The 25,881-nt window shown below is 67.5% G+C and carries 23 protein-coding genes; 8 read left to right on the top strand and 15 right to left on the bottom strand.

Annotated features, from left to right (window positions below; translation table 11 throughout):
- Positions 1 to 155 precede the first annotated feature (155 nt).
- From GQE99_RS13505 to GQE99_RS13485, 5 genes are all read right to left on the bottom strand, one after another.
- A complete protein-coding gene (locus GQE99_RS13505) occupies positions 156 to 473 on the bottom strand; it encodes a hypothetical protein (protein ID WP_161352157.1) in 318 nt (105 codons plus the stop codon).
- A 92-nt stretch (positions 474 to 565) separates the two neighbouring features.
- A complete protein-coding gene (locus GQE99_RS13500) occupies positions 566 to 1,906 on the bottom strand; it encodes a pyruvate dehydrogenase complex dihydrolipoamide acetyltransferase (protein WP_161352156.1) in 1,341 nt (446 codons plus the stop codon).
- Between the two features lie 12 nt (positions 1,907 to 1,918).
- The gene (locus tag GQE99_RS13495) at positions 1,919 to 3,328 is read right to left on the bottom strand and encodes a pyruvate dehydrogenase complex E1 component subunit beta (RefSeq protein ID WP_161352155.1); all 1,410 of its coding nucleotides are present in this window, start codon (positions 3,326 to 3,328) and stop codon (positions 1,919 to 1,921) included.
- Between the two features lie 24 nt (positions 3,329 to 3,352).
- On the bottom strand, positions 3,353 to 4,342 hold the full coding sequence (gene pdhA, locus GQE99_RS13490; protein WP_161352154.1) for a pyruvate dehydrogenase (acetyl-transferring) E1 component subunit alpha: 990 nt from the start codon (positions 4,340 to 4,342) through the stop codon (positions 3,353 to 3,355).
- Positions 4,343 to 4,483: 141 nt separating this feature from the next.
- Entirely contained in the window at positions 4,484 to 4,750 is a 267-nt protein-coding gene (locus GQE99_RS13485) for an FtsB family cell division protein (RefSeq protein ID WP_161352153.1), read from the bottom strand.
- Positions 4,751 to 4,969: 219 nt separating this feature from the next.
- On the opposite strand from GQE99_RS13485, the gene GQE99_RS13480 reads away from it, so the two are divergent.
- The 3 genes from GQE99_RS13480 to GQE99_RS13470 all read left to right on the top strand — a co-directional run bounded on the left by GQE99_RS13480 (position 4,970) and on the right by GQE99_RS13470 (position 8,167).
- Positions 4,970 to 6,583 carry an acyl-CoA dehydrogenase family protein gene (locus GQE99_RS13480; protein WP_161352152.1) on the top strand — a complete coding sequence of 538 codons (1,614 nt, stop codon included), beginning with the start codon at positions 4,970 to 4,972 and terminating at the stop codon, positions 6,581 to 6,583.
- A gap of 88 nt (positions 6,584 to 6,671) precedes the next feature.
- Entirely contained in the window at positions 6,672 to 7,451 is a 780-nt protein-coding gene (locus GQE99_RS13475) for a gamma-glutamyl-gamma-aminobutyrate hydrolase family protein (RefSeq protein WP_161352151.1), read from the top strand.
- A 32-nt stretch (positions 7,452 to 7,483) separates the two neighbouring features.
- On the top strand, positions 7,484 to 8,167 hold the full coding sequence (locus GQE99_RS13470; RefSeq protein ID WP_161352150.1) for a D-lyxose/D-mannose family sugar isomerase: 684 nt from the start codon (positions 7,484 to 7,486) through the stop codon (positions 8,165 to 8,167).
- Between the two features lie 74 nt (positions 8,168 to 8,241).
- Here GQE99_RS13470 and GQE99_RS13465 read toward each other — a convergent pair whose 3' ends face one another.
- Positions 8,242 to 10,461, bottom strand: a complete 2,220-nt coding sequence (locus GQE99_RS13465; protein WP_161352149.1) for a xanthine dehydrogenase family protein molybdopterin-binding subunit — start codon at positions 10,459 to 10,461, stop codon at positions 8,242 to 8,244.
- A gap of 2 nt (positions 10,462 to 10,463) precedes the next feature.
- Positions 10,464 to 10,928 (bottom strand): (2Fe-2S)-binding protein, encoded by a 465-nt coding sequence (locus GQE99_RS13460; RefSeq protein WP_161352148.1) that lies wholly within the window; start codon positions 10,926 to 10,928, stop codon positions 10,464 to 10,466.
- A gap of 101 nt (positions 10,929 to 11,029) precedes the next feature.
- Between GQE99_RS13460 and GQE99_RS13455 the strand changes: the two genes are divergently transcribed.
- Positions 11,030 to 11,638 (top strand): TetR/AcrR family transcriptional regulator, encoded by a 609-nt coding sequence (locus tag GQE99_RS13455; RefSeq protein WP_161352147.1) that lies wholly within the window; start codon positions 11,030 to 11,032, stop codon positions 11,636 to 11,638.
- Positions 11,639 to 11,657: 19 nt separating this feature from the next.
- Here the strand turns inward: GQE99_RS13455 and GQE99_RS13450 are convergent, their stop codons facing one another.
- Positions 11,658 to 12,416: an SDR family NAD(P)-dependent oxidoreductase gene (locus GQE99_RS13450; RefSeq protein WP_161352146.1), complete on the bottom strand. Its 759-nt coding sequence runs from the start codon at positions 12,414 to 12,416 to the stop codon at positions 11,658 to 11,660.
- 360 nt (positions 12,417 to 12,776) lie between these two features.
- Here GQE99_RS13450 and GQE99_RS13445 point away from each other — a divergent pair, with 360 nt between their 5' ends.
- Both GQE99_RS13445 and GQE99_RS13440 read left to right on the top strand, forming a co-directional pair.
- On the top strand, positions 12,777 to 14,351 hold the full coding sequence (locus GQE99_RS13445) for a Re/Si-specific NAD(P)(+) transhydrogenase subunit alpha (protein ID WP_161352145.1): 1,575 nt from the start codon (positions 12,777 to 12,779) through the stop codon (positions 14,349 to 14,351).
- A 13-nt stretch (positions 14,352 to 14,364) separates the two neighbouring features.
- The gene (locus tag GQE99_RS13440; RefSeq protein ID WP_161352144.1) at positions 14,365 to 15,840 is read left to right on the top strand and encodes an NAD(P)(+) transhydrogenase (Re/Si-specific) subunit beta; all 1,476 of its coding nucleotides are present in this window, start codon (positions 14,365 to 14,367) and stop codon (positions 15,838 to 15,840) included.
- A 250-nt stretch (positions 15,841 to 16,090) separates the two neighbouring features.
- On the opposite strand, the gene GQE99_RS13435 is transcribed toward GQE99_RS13440, so the two are convergent.
- Together GQE99_RS13435 and GQE99_RS13430 are read right to left on the bottom strand one after the other, a co-directional pair.
- Entirely contained in the window at positions 16,091 to 16,648 is a 558-nt protein-coding gene (locus GQE99_RS13435; RefSeq protein ID WP_161352143.1) for a hypothetical protein, read from the bottom strand.
- A 164-nt stretch (positions 16,649 to 16,812) separates the two neighbouring features.
- On the bottom strand, positions 16,813 to 17,355 hold the full coding sequence (locus GQE99_RS13430) for a pseudouridine synthase (RefSeq protein ID WP_161352142.1): 543 nt from the start codon (positions 17,353 to 17,355) through the stop codon (positions 16,813 to 16,815).
- Positions 17,356 to 17,591: 236 nt separating this feature from the next.
- On the opposite strand from GQE99_RS13430, the gene GQE99_RS13425 reads away from it, so the two are divergent.
- Entirely contained in the window at positions 17,592 to 18,749 is a 1,158-nt protein-coding gene (locus tag GQE99_RS13425) for a type III PLP-dependent enzyme (RefSeq protein WP_161352141.1), read from the top strand.
- Between the two features lie 112 nt (positions 18,750 to 18,861).
- A complete protein-coding gene (locus GQE99_RS13420; RefSeq protein ID WP_161352140.1) occupies positions 18,862 to 20,148 on the top strand; it encodes a DUF3422 family protein in 1,287 nt (428 codons plus the stop codon).
- 220 nt (positions 20,149 to 20,368) lie between these two features.
- Here the strand turns inward: GQE99_RS13420 and GQE99_RS13415 are convergent, their stop codons facing one another.
- From GQE99_RS13415 to glmS, 5 genes are all read right to left on the bottom strand, one after another.
- Positions 20,369 to 21,421 carry a YeeE/YedE family protein gene (locus GQE99_RS13415; protein ID WP_161352139.1) on the bottom strand — a complete coding sequence of 351 codons (1,053 nt, stop codon included), beginning with the start codon at positions 21,419 to 21,421 and terminating at the stop codon, positions 20,369 to 20,371.
- Positions 21,422 to 21,649: 228 nt separating this feature from the next.
- Positions 21,650 to 22,762 (bottom strand): 5-methyltetrahydropteroyltriglutamate--homocysteine S-methyltransferase, encoded by a 1,113-nt coding sequence (locus GQE99_RS13410; RefSeq protein ID WP_161352138.1) that lies wholly within the window; start codon positions 22,760 to 22,762, stop codon positions 21,650 to 21,652.
- A 59-nt stretch (positions 22,763 to 22,821) separates the two neighbouring features.
- The gene (locus GQE99_RS13405) at positions 22,822 to 23,499 is read right to left on the bottom strand and encodes a DNA alkylation repair protein (RefSeq protein ID WP_161352137.1); all 678 of its coding nucleotides are present in this window, start codon (positions 23,497 to 23,499) and stop codon (positions 22,822 to 22,824) included.
- Positions 23,496 to 24,038: a pyridoxamine 5'-phosphate oxidase family protein gene (locus GQE99_RS13400; RefSeq protein ID WP_161352136.1), complete on the bottom strand. Its 543-nt coding sequence runs from the start codon at positions 24,036 to 24,038 to the stop codon at positions 23,496 to 23,498. The genes GQE99_RS13405 and GQE99_RS13400 overlap by 4 nt, the downstream gene beginning before the upstream one ends.
- A gap of 18 nt (positions 24,039 to 24,056) precedes the next feature.
- The gene (gene glmS, locus GQE99_RS13395) at positions 24,057 to 25,880 is read right to left on the bottom strand and encodes a glutamine--fructose-6-phosphate transaminase (isomerizing) (RefSeq protein WP_161352135.1); all 1,824 of its coding nucleotides are present in this window, start codon (positions 25,878 to 25,880) and stop codon (positions 24,057 to 24,059) included.
- Position 25,881: the final 1 nt, after the last annotated feature.

Here is a 25,881-nt window from a genome sequence, read left to right as displayed (position 1 = left end):
GGACAGAACAATGCTTCGTATGTGGATTGCCACGGTACTCGGGTTCGCGGCGCTGTATGCGGTGGCCATCGCGGCCTGAGCGCAGACACATCTGGAAAGACAAAGGAGCGTCGGGGTCCGTCCCCGCGCTCCTTTCTTTTTCGGGGCCGGCTTTTTCAGGCCCGGCCCGCCTCCGCCATGACGCGCCCGAAGTGCCAGGCGAGCATCAGCGCCATGAGGAAGCCGCCCGACCCGGCCACGGCCAGGTCGGCCAGCGCGCCCGGGTCGAGCGCCCCGACGGGGCACAGAAGCGCCCAGCCCGCCACGCCGTTCACCGATCCCCAGATCACGTTCACGACCGGGGGCGACATGCCGCGCCCCGGGGGGCTGGCGAAGGGCGAGGGGAACAAACGCCCCTGGATGCCGGCCAACAGGTGCGGCAGCATGTTCGCGACGAAGGCGCCGCCGAAGAACAGCGCGATGAAATGGCCCATTGTTCACCTCCCTTGTCTTGCGCCGCCATGCTGACATGAAAAGGGCCGCGCAGTCACCCGCGCGGCCCTCATGCGTTTTCCCGTGACCCGGATCAGGCCAGCATCACCATCGGGTTCTCGAGGTTCTGGACGATCTGCTCCAGCAGCTGCGCCCCGAGCGCGCCGTCGATGACCCGGTGATCGACCGAGAGCGTCACGGACATGATCGTGGCGACCTCGATTTCGCCCTCGTCGTTGACGACGGGCTTCTTCACGCCCGCGCCGACGGCGAGGATGCCGCCGTGCGGCGGGTTGATGACCGCGTCGAAGTTGTCGATCCCGAACATGCCCAGGTTCGACACCGCGAAGCTGCCGCCCTGGTATTCATGCGGGGCGAGCTTGCGGTCGCGGGCGCGGGCGGCGAGGTCTTTCATCTCGGCCGACAGGGCGGAGACCGACTTCGTGTCCGCGTCCTTGAGCACCGGCGTGAAGAGCCCGCCTTCGATGGCGACCGCCACGGCCACGTCCGAGGGCTTGAGCTTCAGCACCCGGTCGCCGGCCCAGACGGCGTTGGCGTCCGGCACGGCCTGCAGCGCGAGCGCTGAGGCCTTGATGATGAAGTCGTTCACCGACAGCTTCACGCCACGCCCCTCGAGCTGCTTGTTGAGCTGCGAGCGGAACTTCAGCAGCGCGTCGAGCTTGATGTCGCGGCGCAGGTAGAAGTGCGGGATCGTCTGCTTCGCCTCGGTCAGGCGGGCGGCGATCGTCTTGCGCATCCCGTCGAGCTTGACCTCTTCGAACTCGCGGTCCTCGTACATCTTGAGCACCGTGTCCGCCCCCATGCCGGCGGGCATCGCCTTGGCGCCCTCGGCGGCGGCCGGAGCGGCCTCGGCCTTGGCGGCCTTGGCTTCGGGCTTGGCGTCCAGGACGTCGGCCTTCACGATCCGGCCCTTGGGACCGGAGCCCTTGATCTGGGTGAGATCGAGACCCTTGTCCTTGGCGATCCGGCGCGCGAGCGGCGAGGCGAAGATGCGGTCGCCCTTGTCGTCCTTGGGCGCCGGGATCGGGCCGGTGCTTTGGGGGGCAGGGGTCTCGGACCCGCCTTTTCCGGCCTCGGGCGTCTTGGTGGCCGGGCTCGCCTCGGCTTCCGTCGGTGCCTTCTCGTCGGCGCCCTTGCCGCCGCCGGAGGTGTCGATGTCGTCGGCGCTTTCGCCCTCTTCGAGCAGGACCGCGATGGGCGTGTTGACCTTCACGCCCTCGGTGCCGCCGTCGACGAGGATCTTGCCGATGGTGCCTTCATCGACCGCCTCGAACTCCATCGTGGCCTTGTCGGTCTCGATCTCGGCCAGGAGATCGCCGGACGATACCGTGTCGCCCTCTTTCACCAGCCACTTGGCCAGCGTGCCTTCCTCCATCGTCGGGGAAAGCGCGGGCATCAGGATTTCCGTGGGCATCGTGCTTTCTCCTTACTTGTAGGTGACGGTCTTGGCCGCCTCGACCACCTCGTCGGTGGTGACGAGCGCCAGCTTCTCGAGGTTGGCCGCGTAGGGCATCGGAACGTCCTTGCCGGTGCAGTTGATGACCGGGGCGTCGAGGTAGTCGAACGCCTGCTGCATCAGGACCGACGAAATCCAGCTGCCGATCGACGGGGTCGGCCAGCCCTCTTCCACGGTGACGCAGCGGTTGGTCTTCTTCACGCTCTCGATCACGGTCTTGGTGTCCATCGGGCGCAGGGTGCGCAGGTCGATGACTTCGGCCGAGATGCCTTCGCCCGCCAGAACCTCGGCGGCCTCGAGCGCGTATTTCATGCCGATGCCAAAGGACACGATGGTCACGTCATCGCCCTTCTGCCAGATGCGCGCCTTGCCGAAGGGGACGGTGTAGTCGTCCATGTCCGGCACCTCGAACGACTGACCGTAGAGCAGCTCGTTCTCGAGGAAGACGACCGGGGTGTCGCCGCGGATCGCGGTCTTGAGCAGCCCCTTGGCGTCTGCGGCGGAGTAGGGCATCGCCACGTGCAGGCCGGGGATCTGGGCGTACCACGCCGCGTAATCCTGGCTGTGCTGGGCGGCCACGCGGGCGGCCGCGCCGTTGGGGCCGCGGAAGACGACCGGCACGTTCATCTGGCCGCCGGACATGTAGCGCGTCTTGGCGGCCGTGTTGATGATCTGGTCGATCGCCTGCATGGCGAAGTTGAAGGTCATGAACTCGACGACCGGGCGCAGCTTGCCCATCGCGGCGCCGGTGGCGAGACCGGCGAAGCCGTGCTCGGTGATCGGGGTGTCGATCACGCGCTTGGAGCCGAATTCGTCCAGCAGGCCCTGGGTCACCTTGTAGGCGCCTTCGTATTCCGCGACTTCCTCGCCCATCACGAAGACGGCGTCGTCCCCGCGCATTTCCTCGGCCATCGCGTCGCGCAGGGCTTCGCGGACCGTCTGGGTCTTCATCTCGGTGCCCTCGGGGATTTCCGGGTCCTCCGGCGTCTCGGGCTCCGGGACGGCCGCTGCGGGCTGGGTCGACATCGGTTTCGCGGTGTCGGTGTCCTCGAGCGTGGCGCCGCCGCCGTCGCCGCCGTTCGACCCCTCGTCCGAGGCCGGGGCCTTGGACGCGGTGTCGATGTCGTCGGCGCTCTCACCTTCCTCGAGCAGCACGGCGATGGGCGTGTTCACCTTCACGGCCTCGGTGCCGGCGTCGATCAGGATCTTGCCGATCGTGCCTTCGTCCACGGCTTCGAATTCCATCGTCGCCTTGTCGGTCTCGATCTCGGCAAGGATATCGCCCGAGGAAACCTCATCGCCTTCCTTGACGAGCCACTTGGCCAGCGTGCCCTCTTCCATGGTCGGGCTCAGCGCGGGCATGAGAATTTCGGTTGCCATCTTCCTGTCTCCGTCCCTTGGGGCTTACGCGTAGATATGTGTCCAGAGCTCGTCGACCGACGGCTCCGGGCTTTCGCGGGCGAAATCCGCCGCCTCGTTCACGATCCCCTTGATCTCCTTGTCGACCGCCTTGAGGTCGTCCTCGGTTGCGTGCTTGCCTTGGAGCAGAAGGTCGCGGACATGCTCGATCGGGTCCTTCTCGTCGCGCATCTTCTGGACTTCCTCGCGGGTCCGGTACTTGGCCGGGTCCGACATGGAGTGGCCACGGTAACGGTAGGTCTTCATCTCGAGGATGTAGGGGCCCTTGCCCGCGCGGCAGTGTTTGATAGCCTTCTCGCCGGCCGCCTTGACCGCCAGAACGTCCATCCCGTCGACTTCCTCACCCTCGATGCCGTAGGCCGCGCCGCGCTCCCACAGCGACTTCGACTTGGTCGAACGCTTCACCGCGGTGCCCATGGCGTACTGGTTGTTCTCGATCACGAAGACGACCGGGAGGTCCCAGAGTTCGGCCATGTTGTAGGTCTCGGCGACCTGGCCCTGGTTGGCCGCGCCGTCACCGAAATAGGTGAAGGTCACGCGGTCGTTGCCCAGGTACTTGTCGGCGAAGGCAAGGCCCGCGCCGATCGGCACCTGCGCGCCCACGATGCCGTGCCCGCCGTAGAAGTCCTTCTCGGTCGAGAACATGTGCATCGAGCCGCCCTTGCCCTTGGAATAGCCGCCTTCGCGTCCCGTGAGCTCGGCCATGACGCCCTTGGGGTCCATCCCGCAGGCCAGCATGTGACCGTGATCGCGGTAGGACGTCACGCGCTTGTCGCCGTCTTCGGCCGCGGCCTCGAGCCCGACGACCACCGCTTCCTGGCCGATGTAGAGGTGACAGAAGCCGCCGATCAGGCCCATGCCGTAGAGTTGGCCGGCCTTTTCCTCGAATCGCCGGATGAGCAGCATTTCCCGGTAATACTCGAGAAGCTCTTCCTTGGATGTGTTTGATTTCTTGGCGCTTTTTGCGGTCGCCATAGGCTGCCTCCTCCGCAGTGCAGAAAGTAGTTTAGCATTAAACTATCTAATAAACGAAAATGCCCTCGATTGCGAGGGGGGATTTGACGCAACGTTTCGGGCGCCGGGGCGCCTTTCGGATCACGATACGGGGGGCGCGGATCAGCGCAGGACGATCTCGTCGGCGCGCACCATGCCCAGCACGTCGCGCGCCTGCTGGTCGAGCAGGTCGAGGTCGAGGTAATCGTCCGAGATCCGGTGTGTCTTGTTCTCGAGCGTCGCGATCTCGGAGGCCAGCCGCGCGCGCTCCTTCTCCAGCGTGCGCGCCTCGGCTTCGATCCGCACGCGGTGGAACAGGCCGTAATCGCCCTGCACGGCGGCAAAGGTGAAGTAGGTCCCGGCGGCGATCAGCCCGAGAAAATAGAGCATGCCGCCCAAGCCGGTATGTTTGCGGGGTGCCTGCACGGGTCTCACCGTTCTTTCTGCCTCGATGCGCCTCTGACGGGCGCTGCACACGACTATGACACAGGTGATTCGCCGTGTGAATCCCTTTCGCACGGCCCGCGCGATTTCCCGCGGATGCCGTGACGGGACGGGTTCCCGTCACCGGGGCGCGCGCGCTAGGATTCGGGGCGAGGAGGACCAGCCATGACCATCGAACCCCGCGTTTCGCTCGCCACCCACGAGGTCGAGAACCAGCCCGGGCCGCCGCCGGCGCAGGATCTGTGGGACAGCGACCGGCCCCTGCGCGACGCGGCGCTCGCGGCAGGCGCCCGGGGCGAGGCCGCCGCGGCCGCCGGCGCCACCTTCGGCAGTGCCGACATGCGCGCAGCGGGGGAAGAGGCGCGGGCCTGTCCGCCCGAACTCAAGCTCTTCGACCGGGGCGGGCGGCGGCTCGACGAGGTGCGCTTCCATCCGGCCTATCACCGGATCATGGAAGCGGGCATGGCCGCGGGTTACGCCAACATCGCCTGGGACGGTGCGCCGGGCGGGCACGCGACCCATGCCGCGATGGTCTACATGCTGAGCCAGGTGGAGCCGGGGATCTGCTGCCCGCTCACCATGACCTACGCTGCCGTGCCCGCGCTGGCCGCCGATCCGGACCTCCAGGCGACGTGGGCCCCGAAGCTCAAGGGCGGGGACTACGACCCCGCGATCGCGCCGGTGGAGCGCAAGCGCTCCGCCACGATGGGCATGGCCATGACGGAAAAGCAGGGCGGCTCCGACGTGCGCGCCAACACCACGCGCGCCGACCCGGAAGGCGACCTGTGGCGGCTCACCGGGCACAAGTGGTTCTGCTCGGCCCCGATGTCGGACGCGTTCCTGACGCTGGCGCAGGCCCCGGGCGGACTGACCTGTTTCCTCGTCCCGCGCTGGACCGAGGCGGGGCGCAACGCGATCCAGATCCAGCGCCTGAAGGACAAGCTGGGCAACCGCGCCAATGCGTCGTCCGAAATCGAGTACCATGGCGCACGCGCCCACAAGCTTGGTGAAGAAGGGCGCGGCGTGGCCACGATCATCGAGATGGTGCACCACACGCGGCTCGACACCGCGATGGCGCCCGCGGGCCTCATGCGCGCGGCGCTGGTGGAGGCCAAGCACTGGGTCGCGGGGCGCACGGCCTTCCAGAAGCGCCTGATCGACCAGCCGCTGATGCGCGCTGTGATGGCCGACCTCGCGCTCGAATGGGAAGGGGCGCTGGCCCTCGGGATGCGCGCGGCACGCGCCTTCGACGGCGAGAGCGAGGAGGACCGGGCCTTCGCGCGGATCAGCGTGGCACTGGCCAAGTTCCTGTCGAACAAGCGCTGCGGGCCGGTGATCCTGGAGGCGATGGAGTGCCTGGGCGGCATGGGCTATGTCGAGGAGACGCCGATGCCGATGCTCTACCGCGAGGCGCCGCTCAATTCGATCTGGGAAGGCTCCGGCAATGTCATCTGCGTCGACATCCTGCGCACGCTGGGTCGCGAGCCGTTGGCGGGCGAAACGCTAAGCGCCGAGCTCGAGGCCGCGACGGGGGCGGACCGGCGCTACGACGAAGCTCTGAAAGCGCATTTCGAGCGCTGGCCGGGCCTGCCCGAAGAGGGCGAGGCGCGCTGGTTCGCCGAACGGCTTGCCGTGTTGCTGGCCGCCTCGATCCTGATCCGGGGCGGAAACGGCGCGGTGTCCGACGGCTGGATCGCCACGCGGGTGGACGGCGCGCGCGGCGTGGTGCCGGGGGCGATCACCGGGCTCGACTTCGAAGGGATTGTCGCGCGCATCTGACCGCACGGGCCGCGGGGCGACGCCGCGTCCCCGCCCTTTCCCTCGCGCCCGGCAGGGGCTAGATAGGGGGCAAGCGCACAGGTGAGACATGACCCGACCCAAAATCGGCATCATCGGCAACCCGACCCTGATCGGTGATACCTACCCGGCCCACGCGGGCGGCACGATGAACTCGGAAGCCGTGGCCGAGGTGGCGGGCGGCCTGCCGCTCCTCATCCCCGCCGACCCGGCCTTCGTGTCGGTCGAGGAGCTGATGGAGACCTTCGACGGCTTCCTGCTGACCGGCGGGCGGCCGAACGTCCATCCCGAGGAATACGGCGAGGAAGAGACCGAGGCGCACGGCGCCTTCGACCGGAACCGCGACGCGATCACGCTCCCCCTGGTGCGCGCCTGCGTCGAGGCGGGCCAGCCCTTCCTGGGCGTCTGCCGGGGTTTTCAGGAGGTCAACGTGGCGATGGGCGGCTCGCTCTATCCCGAGATCCGCGAATTGCCCGGCCGCATGAACCACCGGATGCCGCCCGATGGCACGCTGGACGAGAAATTCGCGATCCGCCACGCCGTGACCTTCACCGAAGGCGGCGTGTTCCACCGCCTCATGGGGGCGCAGAAGGTGATGACCAACACACTGCACGGGCAGGGGATCAAGAGCGCCGGGGCACGCATCGTGATCGACGGCTACGCCGATGACGGCACGCCCGAGGCGGTCTACGTCAAGGACGCGCCGGGCTTCACGCTCGCCGTGCAGTGGCATCCCGAATACCGCGCGGCGACGGACCCGGTGTCGCGTCCGCTGTTCGGGGCCTTCGGCGACGCCGCGCGGGCCTGGGCGGATGGCAAGCGCCCGCAGCCGGTGTTGCAGGCAGTGTGAAGACACGCGGCCCGGGCGGCCGGGAGGACAGCATGAAACGATCCAGGGTCAACGCGGTGCTCGAGCACGCCGAAGAGATGCTCGCGCGTCACGGCGTGGTGCTGCCGCCCTTCGCCTACTGGTCCCGCGCGGAGTTCGAGACCGAGGCGGCGCGCGGCGTCAGGGAGTCGCGGCTCGGCTGGGACGTGACGGATTACGGGCAGGGCGATTTCGACCGGATGGGCCTGTTCCTCTTCACCCTGCGCAACGGGCGGCTGTCGGACCTGCGGGCCGGGCAGGGCATGTGCTATGCCGAGAAGCTCCTGATCTCGCGCCAGGATCAGCTCTCGCCCATGCACCGCCACATCGTGAAGGCCGAGGACATCATCAACCGGGGCGGCGCGACGCTGGCGATCCGGCTGCATGGCTCGGACGCGGACGGCGGCTTCGCCGAGGACCGGGGCGGCCGGGTGTTCTGCGACGGCATCGCGCGCGACTTCGCCGCCGGCGAGGTGATCCGGCTCGCCCCCGGCGAAAGCGTGACCCTGATGCCGGGCGACTGGCATGCGTTCTGGGGCGAGGGCGGCGACGTGCTGATCGGCGAGGTGTCGACGGTCAACGACGACGAGACGGACAACGTCTTCCACCCGCCGCTGCCGCGTTTCTCCGAGATCGAGGAGGACGCGCCCGCCGCGCGGATGCTGGTATCGGACTACCCGTCCCTTGGCCGCGCCTGAGGCCGCGTCGCGACAGCGTATTTGGAGCAAGATGAAAGGGGGCCGGGCGGCTTCGCGTCCGGCCCCCGCTTTCGTCAGGTGACGAAGTCGATGTCGTGGCGGAAGGGCATGCGGCGCAGGCGCGTGCCGTTCAGGTCGTAGATCGCGTTGGCGAGCGCGGCGGCCGCGGGCGGGGTACCCGGTTCGCCCACGCCGCCGACCGCGCCGCCGAGCGCGAGGGCGGTGACCTCGAAGTCCGGCGTGTTGTTCATGCGCAGCGCGTCATGGTCCCAGAAGTTGCCCTCGACGACCTTGCCGTCCTCGAAGGTGATCTCTTCCAGCATGGCGGCCGACAGGCCGTAGATCGCGCCCGAGATGAGCTGTGCCTCGACGTTGCCGGGGTCGACGATCTTGCCCAGGTCGGCCGCGATCCAGACCTTGTCGATCTTCACCGCGCCGTCCTGGTCGGAGACCTCGATGATCTCGGCCACGGGCGTGCCGAAGGAATAGGTCACGGCAACGCCGCGCCCCTTGCCCTCGGGCGTCTCGCCGGTCCAGTTCGCCATGTCGCGCACCGTGCGCAGCACCTCGGCGGTCTCGGCGTCCGTGCCCTCGATATGGGCGAGGCGGAAGGCCAGCGGGTCGGCGCCGGCCTTGTGCGCGAGCTCGTCGATGAAGCTCTCCATGAAGAAGGCGTTCTGCGAGTTGCCCACCGAGCGCCAGAAGCCCACGCGGGGCGTGCGTTCCGGGACGTAGCCGCGGATCAGCACGTTCGGGAACCCATAGGGCTGTTCGGCCACGCCCTCGGTGATCATCGCGTCGGCGGTCTGCCGGTCGATGCCCATGAAGGCCTTCATCGTGGCGCGCATCACCGAGGCCGCCGACAGGTCGGCCTTGAAGGTGTCGATCCTGTCACCGTCGAGCCGGCCGCGCATGCGCGCGATGGCGCCGGGGCGGTAGTGGTCGTGGCGCATGTCCTCTTCGCGCGACCAGGTCACGTTGACGGGCGTGCCCTCCATCTCCTTGGCGACGCGGGCCGCGTAGATGGCGTATTCGTTGAAGCCGCGCCGGCCGAAGCTGCCGCCCATGATGGTGGTGTGCAGGGTGACCTGGTCCTGCTTCAGCCCGACCGCCTCGGCGGCCTGCTGCTGCGTGATGATCGGCCCCTGGACGCCGGCCCAGATCTCGAGCCGGTCGCCGGTGTAAAGCGCCGTGGCGTTCATCGGCTCCATCGGCGCGTGGCTGAGGAAGGGGGCGCGGTACTCGGCGACGAGGTCGTCGTCGCTTTCCGTCACCTCGCCATGGTCATGCGGGGTGATGTTGGGCTCGGTGTCGAAGGCGGCCTCGAGATCCGCAAAGATCTCGTCCGTCGTGGCGCCGTAGGGCGCGGGCCCCCATTCGAAGCGGATCGCCTCGGCGGCCTGGATGGCGAGCCAGGTGTTGCTGGCCACCACCGCGACGCCGTCGCCCAGGTCGATGATCTTCTCGACCCCGGCCATGCCCTCGGCCTCGGAGGCGTCGTAGGAGACCATCTCGCCCTCGATCCGGGGCGCCATCTTCACGGTGGCGAATTTCATGCCGTCGGCCCGCGTGTCGATCCCGAAGGGAGCGGTGCCCGTTGCCTTCGCGGGCTGGTCGAGCTTGGGAAGCGGCTTGCCGATCAGCTTCCAGTCCGCCGGGTCCTTGAGCGGCGGATTGTCGGGCGGCGTCATGGTCGCGGCCGCCTCGGCCAGTTCGGCGTAGGGCAGGCGGGTGCCGTCGGTGGCCACGATCGCCCCGTTCTCGGCCCGGAGCTGGTCGCGCCCCACGCCAAGACGCTCGGCGGCGGCCGAGATTAGCATCTCGCGCGCCGCGGCCCCGGCGATGCGGTTCTTGTCCCAGGCGTCCACCGTGCTCATGGAGCCGCCGGTGATCTGCATGCCAAGCATGCGCGGCATCGCCTCCATCACCGTGTTGACCATCTTCATGGGCGGCTCCGCGTCGTAGCCGCGCGGCAGGAGGAACTTGTTGTTGGCATAGGCCTTGGCGGGGGGGCCGTGTTCCACGCGCACCATGTCCATCGGCACTTCGAGCTCTTCGGCCACGAGGGCGGCGAGCGAGGTCTGCACGCCTTGCCCCATCTCGGCGCGCGGCACGATGACGGTGACGCCGTCCTGGTCGATGATCACGTAGGAGTTGAGCGAGGCGCCCTCGTCGGGCTTGAGCGGGTTCTTCGGGTCGCGGGTGACGGCATAGGCCCCCACGGCCACGCCACCGGTCACGGCGACGGCGCCCACGAGGAACACGCGGCGGGTGATCTTTCCGAGCTTGCCCATGATCAGGCCTCCTTCATCGCGTCGGCCGCGGAATGGATCGCGGCGCGGATGCGCGGGTAGGTGCCGCAGCGGCACAGGTTGCCGTACATCGCGTCGTCGATGTCCTGGTCGGTCGGGTCCGGGTTCTCGGCCAGCAGGGCGGCCGCCTGCATGATCTGGCCGGACTGGCAGTAACCGCATTGCGCCACGTTGTGATCGACCCAGGCCTTCTGGATCGCGGCCATGTTGTCGGGCGTGCCCACGCCCTCGATCGTCGTGACCGCGCCCTCGACGGCGTCGAGCGGCAGTTGGCAGGAGCGTTGCGCGATCCCGTCCACCTGCACGGTGCAGGCGCCGCAGGCGGCGACGCCGCAGCCGAACTTGGTTCCCGTGAGCCCCAGTTCGTCGCGCAGGACCCACAGGAGCGGCACCTCCCCGGGCAGGTCCACGTCGTAGGACGTGCCGTTGACTGTGATCTTGTAACTCATCGCTGGTCTCCCTGACTGGCGTCTGGCCATTTCTGACAAAATGCACTCGGAATGTCAGTGTGTCAATTGACACTATCTGTCAATTTTGTCAGAACACATTCATGCAGAGTGATACGGTGGGCGCCGGACAGACGGATGACAAACAGGCCGCGATCCTGATGGCGGCGTTCGACGCGTTCCGGACCTACGGGTTCCGCCGCGCCTCGATGGAGGATATCGCGCGCCGGGCGGGCATGTCGCGGGCCTCCATCTACCTCAAGTTCAAGAACAAGGAGGCGATCCTCTCCGCCCTCGTGCAGCGCTATTTCGACGATGCGGTCGACAAGATGACGGCCGCGCTCGACGCGGCCGGCGACCCGGCGGACGCGCTCGCCGGCGCGTTCGCGGTGAAGGTAGCCGCGCCCTTCGACGCGCTCATGACCTCGCCGCATGGCGAAGAGCTGATGGATGCGAAGATCACCGTTGCCGCCGACGTGGCGGCCGCGGGGGAGGCGCGGATCGTCGAGGTGCTGGCCGACTGGCTTGCCCGGGCGGAAGGAAAGGGGATCGTGTCGCTGGAGGCCTATGGCAGCGCCGAACAAACGGCGGCCACGATCTATGACGCGCTGCACGGCGTGGTGATGAGCGCGCGCGACTACGACGTGCTGCTTGCAGATCTCGACCGGCTGGCCACGCTGATCGGGCAGGGGTTGCGGCCCGCGCGGAGCTAGGGCCCCGCGCAGGGGTGGATCACATCTGGCCGCCCGCGATCTCGATCGTCTGGCCGTTCACGCTTTCCGATCCCGGGCCGACCAGCCACATGGCGGCCGCCGCCACTTCCTCGGGCTTGATCAGGCGCTTGTGCTTGTTCACGTCGCGCATCATCGCGAGCGCCGCTTCCCGGTCGCCGCCGATCTTCTCGGAGATCGCGTCGACGTTGCGGGTGATGATGTCAGTGTCGACATAGGCCGGGCAGATCGCGTTGAAGGTGAGCCCCGCGCCCAGGTAATCCTCCGACAGCGAGCGGATGAGCCCGATCACGCCGTGTTTCGAGGCCGAGTAGGCGCCTGCGCCCTTCAGCCCCTTCACCCCGGCGATCGAGGAGATCGCGATCACGCGGCCCCAGTCGGCCCCTTCCATGTCGGGCAGGCATTCGCGCACGGTAAGGAACACGCCGTCGAGGTTGACCTGCATGATCTGGCGCCAGAAGTCGTAGGAGGTGCGCGACAGCTTGCGCCCCGTGGCGACGCCGGCGTTGGCGACGCAGATGGTGATCGGGCCGCGTGCGTCACGGGCGGCGGCCACGCCGTCGCGGATCGCGCTTTCGTCGGTCACGTCCATCACGGCGCCGTGGAGGCGCGGGTGGGTGGCCGCGGCCTCGTCCAGCACGTCCGCCCGGCGCCCGGTGATCGTGACCTCGGCCCCGGCCTCGGCCAGCGCGGTGGCGATGGCGAGCCCGATGCCGGTGCCGCCGCCGGTGACGAGCGCATGTTTGCCTGTCAGATCCATGTCGTCTCCTCCCTGTTTCGGCCACGCTACCGGCTGCGGAACGCGACGCAATCGCAACGTCGCGGCAATGCTGCACCTGCGAGGGGTTGCGTCCGTAACATTCATCCTCATTATGCCGTGTTCGAAGAAACAAAATTGCGCGGCAGATTCTGGCCGGATCGGGCCGAAACCGCGCGGCGAGGACGAGGTGAGCGAGGAAAAACAAGGTCACGCGGTGCTGTGACGTAACGTCAACACGGTCGCGCACTTATGTCGTCGCGAACTGCATGGTTTCGGTCGCATTCCGTCCATGGAGCATATAGGAAACATCTGGAGATCACGGGGGACACCCGTGGCGTGAGTGGGAGAAGGACAAACATCGTGAAGATTGGTGTTCCGAAGGAAACCATCGCGGGGGAGAACCGCGTCGCCATGACGCCGGAGTCGGCGGGCATGCTGCAGAAACTGGGCTACGAATGCCTGATCCAGTCGAAGGCGGGTGAGGCCGCCGGATTCAACGACGAGGATTACGAGGCCGCCGGCGTCAAGATCATCAAGACGGCCGCCAGCCTGTGGAAAGAAGCCGACATCATCGCCAAGGTGCGCATTCCGACCGAAACGGAATTGAAGCGCCTGACGAAGGACAAGACGCTCATCACCTTCTTCAACCCCGGGGGGAACGAAGAGGGCCTGGAGCTCGCCAAGTCCAAGGGCGCGACCGTCATCGCCATGGAAATGGTGCCGCGCATCAGCCGTGCGCAGAAGATGGACGCGCTGTCGTCGATGGCCAACATCGCGGGCTATCGCGCGGTCATCGAGGCGGGCAACAACTTCGGCCGGTTCTTCACCGGGCAGGTGACGGCGGCGGGCAAGGTGCCGCCGGCGAAGGTGCTCGTCGTGGGCGCCGGTGTCGCCGGTCTCGCCGCGATCGGCACGTCGACCTCGCTGGGTGCCATCACCTATGCGTTCGACGTGCGCCCCGAGGTGGCCGAACAGGTCGAGTCGATGGGCGCCGAGTTCGTCTACCTCGACTTCGAGGAAGAGCAGGAAGACGGTGCGGCGACGGGCGGTTACGCCTCGGTCTCTTCGCCCGAGTTCCGCGAAGCGCAGCTCGCCAAGTTCCGCGAACTGGCCCCGGAGGTGGACATCGTCATCACCACGGCGCTGATCCCGAACCGGGAGGCCCCGGAGCTCTGGACCGAGGACATGGTCGAGGCGATGAAGCCGGGCTCGGTCATCGTGGACCTTGCCGCCGAGAAGGGCGGCAACTGCAAGCTGACCAAGATGGACGAGAAGATCGTGACCCCGAACGGCGTGACGATCATCGGCTACACCGACTTCCCGAGCCGCATGGCCACGCAGTCGTCCACGCTCTATGCCAACAACATCCGGCACATGATGACGGACCTGACCCCCGACAAGGACGGTCAGATCAACGTCAACATGGATGACGACGTGATCCGCGGGGCCACCGTGACCCACCAGGGCGAGATCACCTTCCCGCCACCACCGCCAAAGACACAGGCGATCGCGGCGCAGAAGAAACCCGAGCCGCCCAAGGAGCTGACGCCCGAGGAAAAGCGGGCGCAGGAAATCGCGGCCTTCAAGAAAGAGACGAAGACCCAGGCGACTCTCCTGGGTATCGGCGGGGCGCTCATCCTGCTGGCGGGCCTGTTCGCGCCCGCGAGCTTCATGCAGCACTTCATCGTCTTCGTGCTCGCCGTCTTCGTGGGCTTCCAGGTGATCTGGAACGTCTCGCACTCGCTTCACACGCCCCTCATGGCGGTGACGAACGCCATTTCGTCGATCATCATCCTCGGCGCGCTCATGCAGATCGGATCGGGGTCCGTCCTCATCGTCGTGCTGGCGGCCGTGTCGGTCTTCATGGCCGGGATCAACATCTTCGGCGGCTTCCTCGTCACCCGGCGCATGCTCGCCATGTTCCAGAAATCTTAAGGAGTAGGGGATCATGGAATACGGATTCACCACCGCGGCCTACGTGGTCGCCGCCGTCCTCTTCATCCTGTCGCTGGGCGGCCTCTCCGGCCAGGAAAGCGCGAAACGGGCTGTCTGGTACGGCATCGTCGGCATGGCGCTCGCCGTCATCGCCACCCTCATCGGCCCCGGCGCGGGGCTCTGGCTGCTGTCGATCGTGCTGGTCGCGGCCGGGGGCATCATCGGTTTCTACGTCGCCAAGCGCGTGCAGATGACCGAGATGCCGCAGCTCGTGGCCGCGATGCACTCGCTCGTGGGTCTTGCGGCCGTCTTCGTGGGCTACAACGCCCATATCGAGATCGGCCGCGTGGCCGAGATCATGGCGGTGGCGCCGACCTCGCTCAACGAGGCCGGGCTCGACACCTGGCTGGGTGAGCAGGGGCTTGGCACCTTCGGCAAGCTCATCTCGCACAAGACGACGGCCGAGCTGAACATCCTCAAGGTCGAGCTGTTCCTGGGCATCTTCATCGGTGCGGTGACCTTCACCGGTTCGGTGATCGCCTACGGCAAGCTCGCCGGCAAGGTGACCTCGGCGGCCAAGAAGCTGCCGGGCGGACACGTGCTCAATGCCGGGGCCGCGATCATCTCGCTCATCGGCCTGTTCTGGTACGTGGGGTCGGGCGAGCTTCTGCCGCTGGCGATCATGACCGTGGCCGCGCTCTTCATCGGCTACCACCTGATCATGGGGATCGGCGGCGCGGACATGCCCGTCGTGGTCTCGATGCTCAACTCGTACTCGGGCTGGGCGGCGGCGGCCATCGGCTTCAGCCTCGGCAACGACCTCCTGATCGTGGTCGGCGCGCTGGTGGGCTCCTCGGGTGCCATCCTGTCCTATATCATGTGCAAGGCGATGAACCGGTCGTTCATCTCGGTCATCCTGGGCGGCTTCGGCGGCCCGGCCGGTGAGCAGATGGAGATCGAGGGCGAACAGAAGCCGATCGACGCCGAAGGCGTGGCCCAGTCGCTCAAGGATGCCGACAGCGTCATCATCGTGCCGGGCTACGGCATGGCCGTGGCGCAGGCGCAGAACGCGGTCAGCGACCTGACCAAGAAGCTGCGCGGCATGGGCAAGGAAGTGCGCTTCGCGATCCACCCGGTCGCGGGCCGTCTGCCGGGCCACATGAACGTGCTTCTGGCCGAGGCGAAGGTGCCCTACGACATCGTGCTCGAGATGGAAGAGATCAACGACGACTTCCCGGACACGGACGTCGTGATCGTCATCGGCTCGAACGACATCGTGAACCCGGCGGCGCAGGAAGACCCGAACTCGCCGATCGCCGGGATGCCGGTGCTCGAGGTCTGGAAGGCCAAGGACGTGTTCGTGTCCAAGCGCGGGCAGGGGACCGGCTACTCCGGCATCGAGAACCCGCTGTTCTACAAGGACAACACGCGGATGTTCTACGGCGACGCCAAGGACTCGGTCACGCAGCTCCTGTCGCTGCTGGACTGATCCGGACGGAAAACCGGGAAAGGGCCCTGCTTCGGCGGGGCCCTTTTCGTTTCGGACGGCGTGTTGCGTCCGTGTGGCTGGTATCCGGCAGGCAGGTCCTGGCGGGCGGCCTACGCGCGGGCTTCACTTTTCTAGGATTCTAGAATCCTAGAGAAGCAGAGCGGCGGTCCGGGGGGCGCCGACATCCAGGCAAAGAAAAACGCCCCGTTGCCGGGGCGCTTCGTCGTCTTCCGATCCGGGCGGGGCAGGCTCAGTCCTTGCCGTTGCCCTTCCCGTTCCCCTTGTCGCCGTCGCTGCGACCCTTCGTGCCCTCGCCCCAGCTGCTTTTGCTGTCGCCGTTCGGCGTTTCCCCGGCGTTGCCGACGTTCTTGCCGTTGCCGGGATTGCCCGCGCCGCTGCTGCCGCTGTCGTCGTCGTCGCTGCCCGCGTTCCCGTTCGTGTCGCCCTGGCCGTTCGAGCCGTCGCCCCAGCCGCCCTTGCCGTTCGGGTTTTCGCCGGCGTTGCCGACGTCCTTGTCGTTGCCCGGGTTCCCGGCGCCGTCCTCGTCGTCCGAGGCGTCGCTGTCGGCATCGTCGGCCGGTTCCGTGGTGGCCCCGAGCGCCTTGATCTGGTCGACGCTGAGGTCGGTGGCGGCGATTTCGCTCAGCGCGCCGTTGACCGTGTCGCTCAGGTCCATGACCCCGACGGCGACATCCCCCACGATCGTCTTGGCGATCAGGATGCTGCCGCCCCAGAAGACGACCATGTCCACGGTGACGGCCCCGGTTTCATCGGTGGCGAATTTCTTGATGGCACTCGCGAAAGGCAACACGGCAAAACTTCCCGTTTGAATGTGTGGTTCGCGGAACACCTATAGGGAGAACGGGGCAGGAATTCGGGCGGACCCGTGCAATACGGAGGCGGAATCCGGGCAAGATTCTGCAACCCCCGGGCGAATTGTGTTCATTTCGCCATGAGGGTTCATGCGGGCCCTCAGGCGTCGTGCCACTGCCCGGGCTCCAGCCCGTCGAGTGTCCAGTCCCCAACGCGCCAGCGCACCAGGCGCAGGGTCGGAAAACCGATGGCCGCCGTCATGCGCCGCACCTGCCGGTTGCGCCCCTCGGTGATCGTGAGCTCGATCCAGCGGTCGGGCACGCTCTTGCGGTATCGCACCGGTGGCGTGCGGGGCCACAGTCGCGGCGGCTCGATCAGGCGCGCCTTGGCGGGGCGCGTGCGGCCGTCCTTCAGGACAAGGCCCTGGCGCAGCGGATCGAGGTCGGCCTCGTCCGGCGCGCCCTCGACCTGCGCGAGGTAGGTCTTGGGCGTTTTCGCGCGTGGATCCGAGATGCGGGCCTGCAGGCGGCCGTCGTCCGTCAGGATCATCAGCCCCTCGCTGTCGCGATCAAGCCGACCGGCCGGGTAAACCCTTGGCACGTCGATGTAATCCGACAGCGTCGCGCGTTTCGTCGGCGACTTCGCGTCGGTGAATTGCGACAGGACGTCGAAGGGTTTGTTGAACAGGATCAGCCGGGCCATGCGGGTTGCATAGGACGGATCGGGAAAAAATACACGCGGCGATTCAAAAACTCTTGCAACGACTCGGCCTTTGCCCCAAATGCGCGCTCAAGACGCCAACGCACGCGCCTCTGGCCACGACCGGCAGTCCGAAGGAGCGGGTTTCCCGCGATGACGGACCGGCACGCGTTAACGCAGCGACGGTAACGTCTCCACTTGGAACCTTGGGGCTTCGCCCCTGTCTATTGGAGATAGACATGACCTACGTTGCACAGGGCGCCTTCGCGCCTGCTTCCCGTATCGAAACCGCTGTCCGCTCGATGGTCGTGGACCGTCCGACGCTCGTCCTCGACGTGGACCGCGTCGAATTCCAGTATCACCAGCTCAAGCAGGGGCTGGGCCGTGCCCACATCCACTATGCCGTGAAGGCCAACCCGACGCGCGAGATCATCGAGCGTCTGGTCAACATCGGTTCGCATTTCGACGCGGCTTCGCGCGCCGAGATCGAGCTGTGCCTGAGCCAGGGCGCGGACCCGGCGGACATCTCGTTCGGCAACACCGTGAAGAAGGTGGGCGACATTGCCTTCGCGCACCACGCGGGCGTCACGCTCTTCGCCGCCGACGCGGAAGAGGAGCTCGACAAGATCGCCGCCCACGCGCCGGGCGCCGAGGTCTACATCCGCGTCATCGTCGAGAACAGCCAGGCCGACTGGCCGCTCAGCCGCAAGTTCGGCTGCCGGGGCGAGAAGGCGATCGACCTCATGGCCTACGCGACCGAGCTGGGCCTCAAGCCCGTCGGCCTGTCGTTCCACGTGGGGTCCCAGACCAAGCGGGCCGAGATGTGGACCGGCGTGCTCGACGCCGTGGCCGAAATCTGGCACCGGGCGCAGGCCGAGGGCTATGCGCTCGACCTGCTCAACATCGGTGGCGGTTTCCCGGCCTTCTACGGCGAGGCGATCGACGCGCCCTCGACCTACGCCGCGCGGGTCATGGAACTCGTCGGCGCGCGCTTCGGCGACGTGCCGCGCGTGATGGCGGAGCCGGGCCGGGGTCTCGTGGCCGAATGCGGCGCGATCATCGCGGAGGTGCTGCTCGTGTCGAAGAAGTCGGACGACGACATGCACCGCTGGGTCTATCTCGACATCGGCCGCTTCTCGGGCCTGGCCGAAACCGAGGGCGAGGCGATCCGCTACCAGATCGCGACCCCGCGCGACGGCGACCCGGTCGGCCCCTGCATCCTGGCCGGCCCGTCCTGCGACTCGGCCGACGTGCTCTACGAGAAGCGCCCGATGATGCTGCCGGTGACGCTGAAATCCGGTGATCGCGCGATCATCCGCAACGCGGGCGCCTATACCTCGTCCTACTCGTCGGTGGGCTTCAACGGCTTCCCGCCGCTGGACGTGGTCATCCTCTGATCGACCGGCGCGGGCGGGGCCGGAAATACCGCCCGCGCGACAATCGACCACTGTTTCGGTGCCCTGACTTCGCGTAACCTCTCGGGAAGACACGCGAAGAACGGGACCGGACATGGCCACCATCGAAGATCATCCGCTGCGCTACGCGCTGTCCAACGAGCTGCACGCGCGGCCCTTCCCGTCGCTCCGCTCGCCCTGTTTCGCGGTCTACCTCGCCATCAAGCAGCCGGAGAACGCGGCCGGGCGGGACCGGTCGGCCGATGTCGCGCATCTGACCGCGCTCCTCGACCGCTACGGCACGGCGCACCCCAAGCCCGGGGCGAACCATTTCTTCGGCGACCTGGGCAAGTACAAGCTCAAGTGGGAAAGCCATACCGAGTTCGTGACCTACACGATCTTCGGCGAAGGCAACTGGACGCCCCCCTTCGATCCCAAGCGGCTGGACGTGTTTCCGGACGACTGGCTGGCGGACGCGCCCGGGGTTCTGGTGACCTCGGTCCTGATCCGGGTCGAGGAGAAACCCGACGACGCCGAGATGCGCCAGAAGGTCAACGACTGGTTCGTGCCCGAAAGCGTCGCGGTGAGCCACGTGCTCGACCGGGACGCGATCATCGCGGGAGATTTCCGGATCGACGAGGGCGGGCAGAGCCGCTTCGCGGTCTTCACGGGCCCCGAATGTTCGCCCCGGCGCACCGGGCGCATCGTGCAGCGGATCTGCGAGATCGAGACCTACAAGCAGATGTCCATGCTGGGGCTCGCGCGCGCACGGTCGATCCAGGGGCGACTGGGCGAGATCGGGGACGAACTCTCCGCACTCGTCTCGGGCATCGGGGGGAGCGGGGGCACGTCCGAGGCGCGCCTTCAGCAGCTCCTGAACATCTCGGCGGAGCTCGAGAAGCTGAACGCCCAGACCTCGTTCCGGTTCGGCGCGACGGGGGCCTACGAGGCGATCGTGAACCAGCGCATCGACGTGCTGCGCGAGGAGCGCTGGGACGGGCGCCAGACGTTCCGGGAATTCATGACCCGCCGTTACGATCCGGCGATGCGCACCGTGAAGGCGATGGAGCGGCAGCTGCGTGACATGGCGGAGCGGGCGATCCGGGCGGGCGATCTTCTGCGCACGAAGGTGGACGTGGACCGCTCGGCCCAGAACCAGGCGCTGCTCGAGAGCATGGATCGGCGCGCGGACCTGCAGCTGCGCCTGCAGGAGACGGTCGAGGGGCTGTCGGTGGTGGCGATCAGCTATTACGCCGTGAGCCTTCTGTCCTACCTCACCGCGCCGATCGCCTATGCGCTGCACATCGACAAGGCGGTGTGGACGGCGGGGCTGGTGATCCCCGTGGTTCTGGTCGTCTGGCTCGCCGGGCGCGCTGTGCGCCGGCGGCTGGTCCGGCGGTGACGGCGCCGGCCGGGCGCGGGTCGGCGGTCGGGCGTTGACGCGGGGCGGTGCCTGGCGTTCCGCTTTCCTAGAATCCTAGAATCCTAGAATCCTAGAATCCTAGAATCCTGGAATTCCGCAGTTCCCGTTTCCCCGAAAGACGAAGGGCCGGGATGATACCCGGCCCTTGTCGCATGTCCTGACTTGTCCCTCCGCCCGGCGAAGACCCGGCGTCGTCCCGTCACTCGGCGGCGACGGGAACGCCCGCGCCACTACGATCCCCGATCGCCCAGCGTGCGGCCAGCGCGCCGCCCGCGATGGACGCCAGCGCAAGGATCGCGGCAAGCGACAGCGTCGGCACGCCGGACAGGCCGGCGCCCACGGTGCAGCCCCCGGCCAGTACGCCGCCCACGCCCATCAGCGCGGCCCCGGCAGCGTAGCGGCCGGTTTCGCGCGGCGAGGTGAAGCTCTGCCACTTGAAGCTGCGGAACACGAGCGACGAGAGCAGCGCGCCCAGAAGGACGCCGCCCACCAGGGCGGTGCCGAAGCCCGCCGGGATCGAGGTCGAGGCGATGGTGAAGAACAGCGCCTCGGTCGCGGGGGAGGTGAACGACAGGCTTTCCATGGCGATCGGGTCGAAGTCGTCGTAGAGGACGTAACCGGTCCCGACCCAGGCCAGCGGCACGAGCAGACCCAGCAGGGCGGCCAGCACCAGGATGCCGGGCGTGTTGCCCGACCGCAGCGCGACGAACAGGGCCGCCACCGCGATCACGGCGGACCACAGGAGCGCGCCGCCGGGCAGGGCGGCCAGGCTCACCGCGTCGCCGAGCGGCAGGGTGACGGAGCCCAGCGTCGTGCGCACCGGGGCGAGCACGCCCTTGAGCGTGGCGTGGGCGATCACGGCGAAGACTAGGATCACGAAGAGCGCGCGAAGGTTGCCCGTGCCGCCCAGTACGGTGAGCCGCGAGGCGCAGCCGCGCGTGAGCACCATGCCCGCCCCGAAAAGCGCGCCGCCCACGAGGATGGCGAGCACCGGCATGTCGGCGGTGAAGAAGCGGTGGTCGTCGAACGCGATCAGCCCGGCGGCCACCGCGGCCTGCGTGCCGATGAGCGCCGTGGCCAGCGCCATGAACCACACGCCCGCGGCGGCCCGGCGATCCTCGCCCACCAGCGCGCGGCGGAAGCAGAATTTGGTGCGCTCGGCCAGAAGACCGAAAAGCACGCCGACGAGCCCGCCGAAGATCACGGCGGCCTGCGGTGCGGTCAGGGTGTCAAAACCAAGGTTCTCGAACATCACGCGTTCCCCCAGATTGGAATGATTGGCCCTCTTGAACCGGCAAACGCCCTGACTCAAGGGAAAATTCGGCCTCCGGACCGGGGCGTTGCGGAACGATTTCCCAAGGTGGCCCGGTGCGGGCAAAACAGGCATCCGGCAGGGGCGGCGACCCCTGAAACACTGTCGCCGCACCCGGGGGCGCGGCGACACGTTTCGTCTTATTTGAATATGTGGCGCTGTCCGGCCTCAGACGCCGCCCCAGATCTCCTCGGCGCAGCGCACGATGAGTTCGAGCTTCTTGCGCTGGTCGTCCTCGGTGATCGCGTTGCCTTCTTCGGTCGAGGCGAAACCGCATTGCGGCGCGATGCCGAGCTGGTCGATGTCGACGTATTTCGACGCCTCGTCGAACTTCGACTTGAGCCAGTCCATGCTCTCGAGATCCGGCGTCTTCGTGGTCACGAAGCCCGGCAGGATGCGCTGCTTGCCCTTGGGCAGAAGGCCCAGGGGTTCCAGCCCGCCCGCGCGGTCGGTGTCGTATTCCATGAAGAAGATATCGACGCCGGTGTTGAAGATCGCCTCGGCGGCGAGGTCATAGGCGCCCTCTGCGGCGTGGGTCGAGCGGAAGTTGCCCCGGCACATGTGCATGCCGATGGTCATGTCGGCGGGCCGGTCCTTGATCGCCTCGCGCATCATCCAGCTGTATTTCTGGATCAGCCAGTCGGGGTCCTGCCCGTTGGCCTTCTTCTCGGCCCGGTGCTTGGGGTCGCACAGGTAGGCGAAGAAGATGTCGTCCATCTGGAGGTAGCGGCACCCGGCCTCGTAGAACTTGGCGACCGCTTTCTTGTAGGTCGCCGCGATGTCGGCGAAGAGCGCCTCGGTGTCCTCGTACTCGGCGACGTGGATGTCCTCCGGCGCCGTGCGGAAATGGAGCGACGACGGCCCGGGGATCGAGATCTTGGGCACCACGTTCGTGTGCGCGTCGACGAACTTGAAGTGGTCGAGCATCGGGTGGTCGTCGGGGAAATCGAGCTTCCGGGTGATCGTCGGGAAGATCGGGCGCAGCTTGACCCCCGCGAACTGCACGCCCTCTTCGCGCTCGTCGAGATCGAGGCCGGTGAGCATCCCCATGAAGTCGTAGTGCCAGAAGGACCGGCGTGCTTCGCCGTCGGTGACGGCCTTCAGCCCCACGTCTTCCTGCATCTTGATGAGCGCCGGGATCTCGGCATCCTCGACCGCCTTCAGCTCTTCGGCCGACAGCGTGCCGTCTTCGAAATGCTTCTTGCGCGCCGCCTGGATCGCCTTCGGGCGCAGGAGCGAGCCGACGTGATCGGCGCGGAAGGGCGGGGTGGGTCTGGTCATGGAAGCCTCCTCGTTTCGTTGCCGTGGAAACTATGGCGGGGGCGAGGGGGCTGCAACAGCTATGACAGGTACTTGCCGGCCTCCCGGCGCGCAAAGGGCTTCATCCGGTCGCCGTGGGCGGCGAGAAAGGCGCGGGTGCGCTCCGGGTCGTGCTTGGACAGATCGCGCAGCCACCACGCCACGGCCTTCTGGATGAACCACTCCGGATCGTCGACATAGCCTGCCGCCCAGCCCAGGACCCGGTCACGGACCGCGAGTTCCTCGGGCCTGGGATTGTTCTGCTTCGTCCATGGCAGGGTGATGACGAGGGCCGCGCGCCGTGTCCACATGTGCGCCGACCCGGTCCAGTCCTCGACCTCGTCCACCCGGCGCGGGTCGGCGACGAGCCGCTTCTGTCCGGCCATGCAGGCGTGATCGGCGATCGCCCAGCTGTCGAAATCAGGGACCCAGGACAAGATGAGCCGCCACGCGGCCTCGTCCGGCCTGAGCCGCGCCTGCGTCAGGAGCTTGGCGGCCGCGAGCCGTGCCTCGAAGATGTCGGTCTTCCACAGCGCGTCGGCCAGCACGACGCGCTCGTCGACGGACAGGCTTCGCCGCCACGCCTTGGTGAGGTCGTTGATCGCCGGGTTGGGGACGCCCAGGTATTCGCGTTCCACCTTGTGATAGGCTGCCGCGCCCTCGGCGCGTCCCGGTTCGACATGCGCGCGCAGGGCGTCGAGCGCCTCGTCCGGAGTCATTCGAAGATCCCGGTTTCGGCCCCGTCGATCGTCGTGCGGTTCTTCTCTTCCCAGTAGGCGAGAAGCCCGTCTTCGCCCTTGTCCTCGGCCCATGTCGCGATCGTCTCGCGGGGGCGGGGATTGTCGAAGAACGGCACGCCATAGCCGCACGAGGTCTGCACCATGTCGACGGTCATGTCGTAGACCTGCCGCGCGCCCAGGGGTGTGCCGAACATACCGGCAAGCTCCGCCCAGTCCTCGTCGCGCGGATGGACCGTGCGCGCGGTGCCGAAGCAGCGCAGGATGAGCGGGCGGGTGGTGAAGCTGCACCACATGAGCGTCATCCGGTTCACGTCGCGCAGGTGCCCGGCGGTCTCGTTGCCCGAGCCCGTGAGGTTCAGCCAGACGATCCTGTTGGGTCCCATGATCCGCAGCGAGTCCTGCCCCTTGGGCGAGACGTTGACCCGGCCGTCGGAGGCCGCGCTGCCCACGAAAAAGATGTGCTGGTCCTCGATGAAGGCGCGGTGGGCGTCCCCGATCCCGTCGAACTGCTTGGCCACGTCGCGTCTCCTTCGCGTCTACTCCACGGTCACCGATTTCGCCAGGTTGCGCGGCTGGTCCACGTCCGTGCCCTTGGCGATGGCGGCGTGATAGGCCAGAAGCTGCGCCGGGATCGCGTAGAGGATCGGCTGCACCAGTTCCGGCGCGTCGGGCATGGTGATCGTGCGCCACACGCCGCCACCCGTCGCCGCGATCGCCTTGGCGTCCGAGATCAGAAGCACCCGGCCGCCGCGTGCCATGACTTCCTGCATGTTCGACACGGTCTTTTCGAAGAGCCCGTCATGCGGGGCCAGCACGACCGTCGGCGTGTTCTTGTCCACGAGCGCGATGGGGCCGTGCTTGAGTTCGCCCGACGCGTAACCTTCGGCGTGCAGGTAGCTGATTTCCTTGAGTTTCAGCGCGCCTTCCAGTGCGAGCGGGAACATCTGGCCGCGCCCCAGGAACAGAACGTCACGCGACTGGGCGACCTTGCGGGCGGTGCGGGCGAGTTCACCGTCGATCGAAATCGCGTGGCTCATCAGGCCCGGAAGCTGGCGCAGCGATTGGATGTGACCGGCCAGGGTGTCCGCGTCCATCACTCCACGCTCGGAGGCGGCCTTGAGCACCATGACCGCGAAGGTGGTGAGCATCGCCGTGAACGCCTTGGTGGAGGCGACCGAAACCTCGACGCCTGCATGGATCGGCACCGCCACGTCGCTTTCACGCGCGATGGAGCTTTCGGCGCTGTTCACGAGGCTCACGATCCGGCTGGCCTTGCCGTCGGTGTAGCGCAGCGCGGCCAGCGTGTCGGCGGTTTCGCCCGACTGGCTGACATAGACCGCGAGCGTGCCCTCGGGCAGCGGCGGCTCGCGGTAGCGAAACTCGCTCGCCACGTCGATGTCGACCGGCAGCCGCGCGTAATGCTCGAACCAGTATTTGGCCACCAGCCCGGCGTAATAGGCGGTGCCGCAGGCCACGATGGAAATGCGGCTCACCTTGGTGAAATCCACGTCGGGGAGCGTCATCGCGATGCTGCCGTCGGCGTCGAGATAGGCGTCGAGCACGCGGTCGACCACGGTCGGCTGCTCCGCGATCTCCTTCATCATGAAGTGCTTGTAGCCCGCCTTCTCGATCCGCGTGGCGTCAACGGCGACCTTGCGCACCTCGCGGTTGGCGATGTTGCCGTTCCGGTCGAAGATCTCGGCGCCCGCGCGGGTGATCACCGCCCAATCGCCTTCTTCGAGATAGGTGATCCGGTCGGTGAGCGGGGCGAGCGCGATCGCGTCCGAGCCGACGTACATCTCGCCGTCGCCATGCCCGATGGCCAGGGGGCTGCCCTTGCGCGCGGCGATCATCAGGTCTGTCTCGCCCTCGAACAGGAAGAGAAGCGAATAGGCGCCCTCGAGCCGCCCCAGCACCTCGCGCACCGCCTCGACCGGCGTGGCGCCCGCGTCGATCCGGCGCGCGACGAGGCAGGCCACGGTTTCCGTGTCGGTCTGGCTCTCGAAGGTCACGCCGTCGGCGGTCAGCTCGTCGCGCAGGGCGGCAAAGTTCTCGATGATCCCGTTGTGCACGACGGCCACCTTGCCCGCGCGGTGCGGGTGGGCGTTGCCCTCGTTCGCCGCCCCGTGCGTGGCCCAGCGGGTGTGCCCGATGCCCGCCTTGCCGGGCAGGGGATCGTGCACGAGAACGTCCGACAGGTTGACGAGCTTGCCCACCGCCCGGCGGCGGTCGAGCGCGCCTTCGGCATTCACCGTGGCGATGCCCGCGCTGTCATAGCCGCGGTACTCGAGCCGCCGCAGCGCCTCGACGATGATCGGCGACACTTCGTGCGTGCCCAGCACCCCAACAATCCCACACATC

Origin of the sequence: Maritimibacter harenae, from assembly GCF_009882975.1 — a bacterium.
Classification (GTDB): domain Bacteria; phylum Pseudomonadota; class Alphaproteobacteria; order Rhodobacterales; family Rhodobacteraceae; genus Maritimibacter; species Maritimibacter harenae.
The sequence above is the reverse complement of the archived record's forward strand: the minus strand, read 5'-3'. Positions and strand labels throughout refer to the sequence as shown.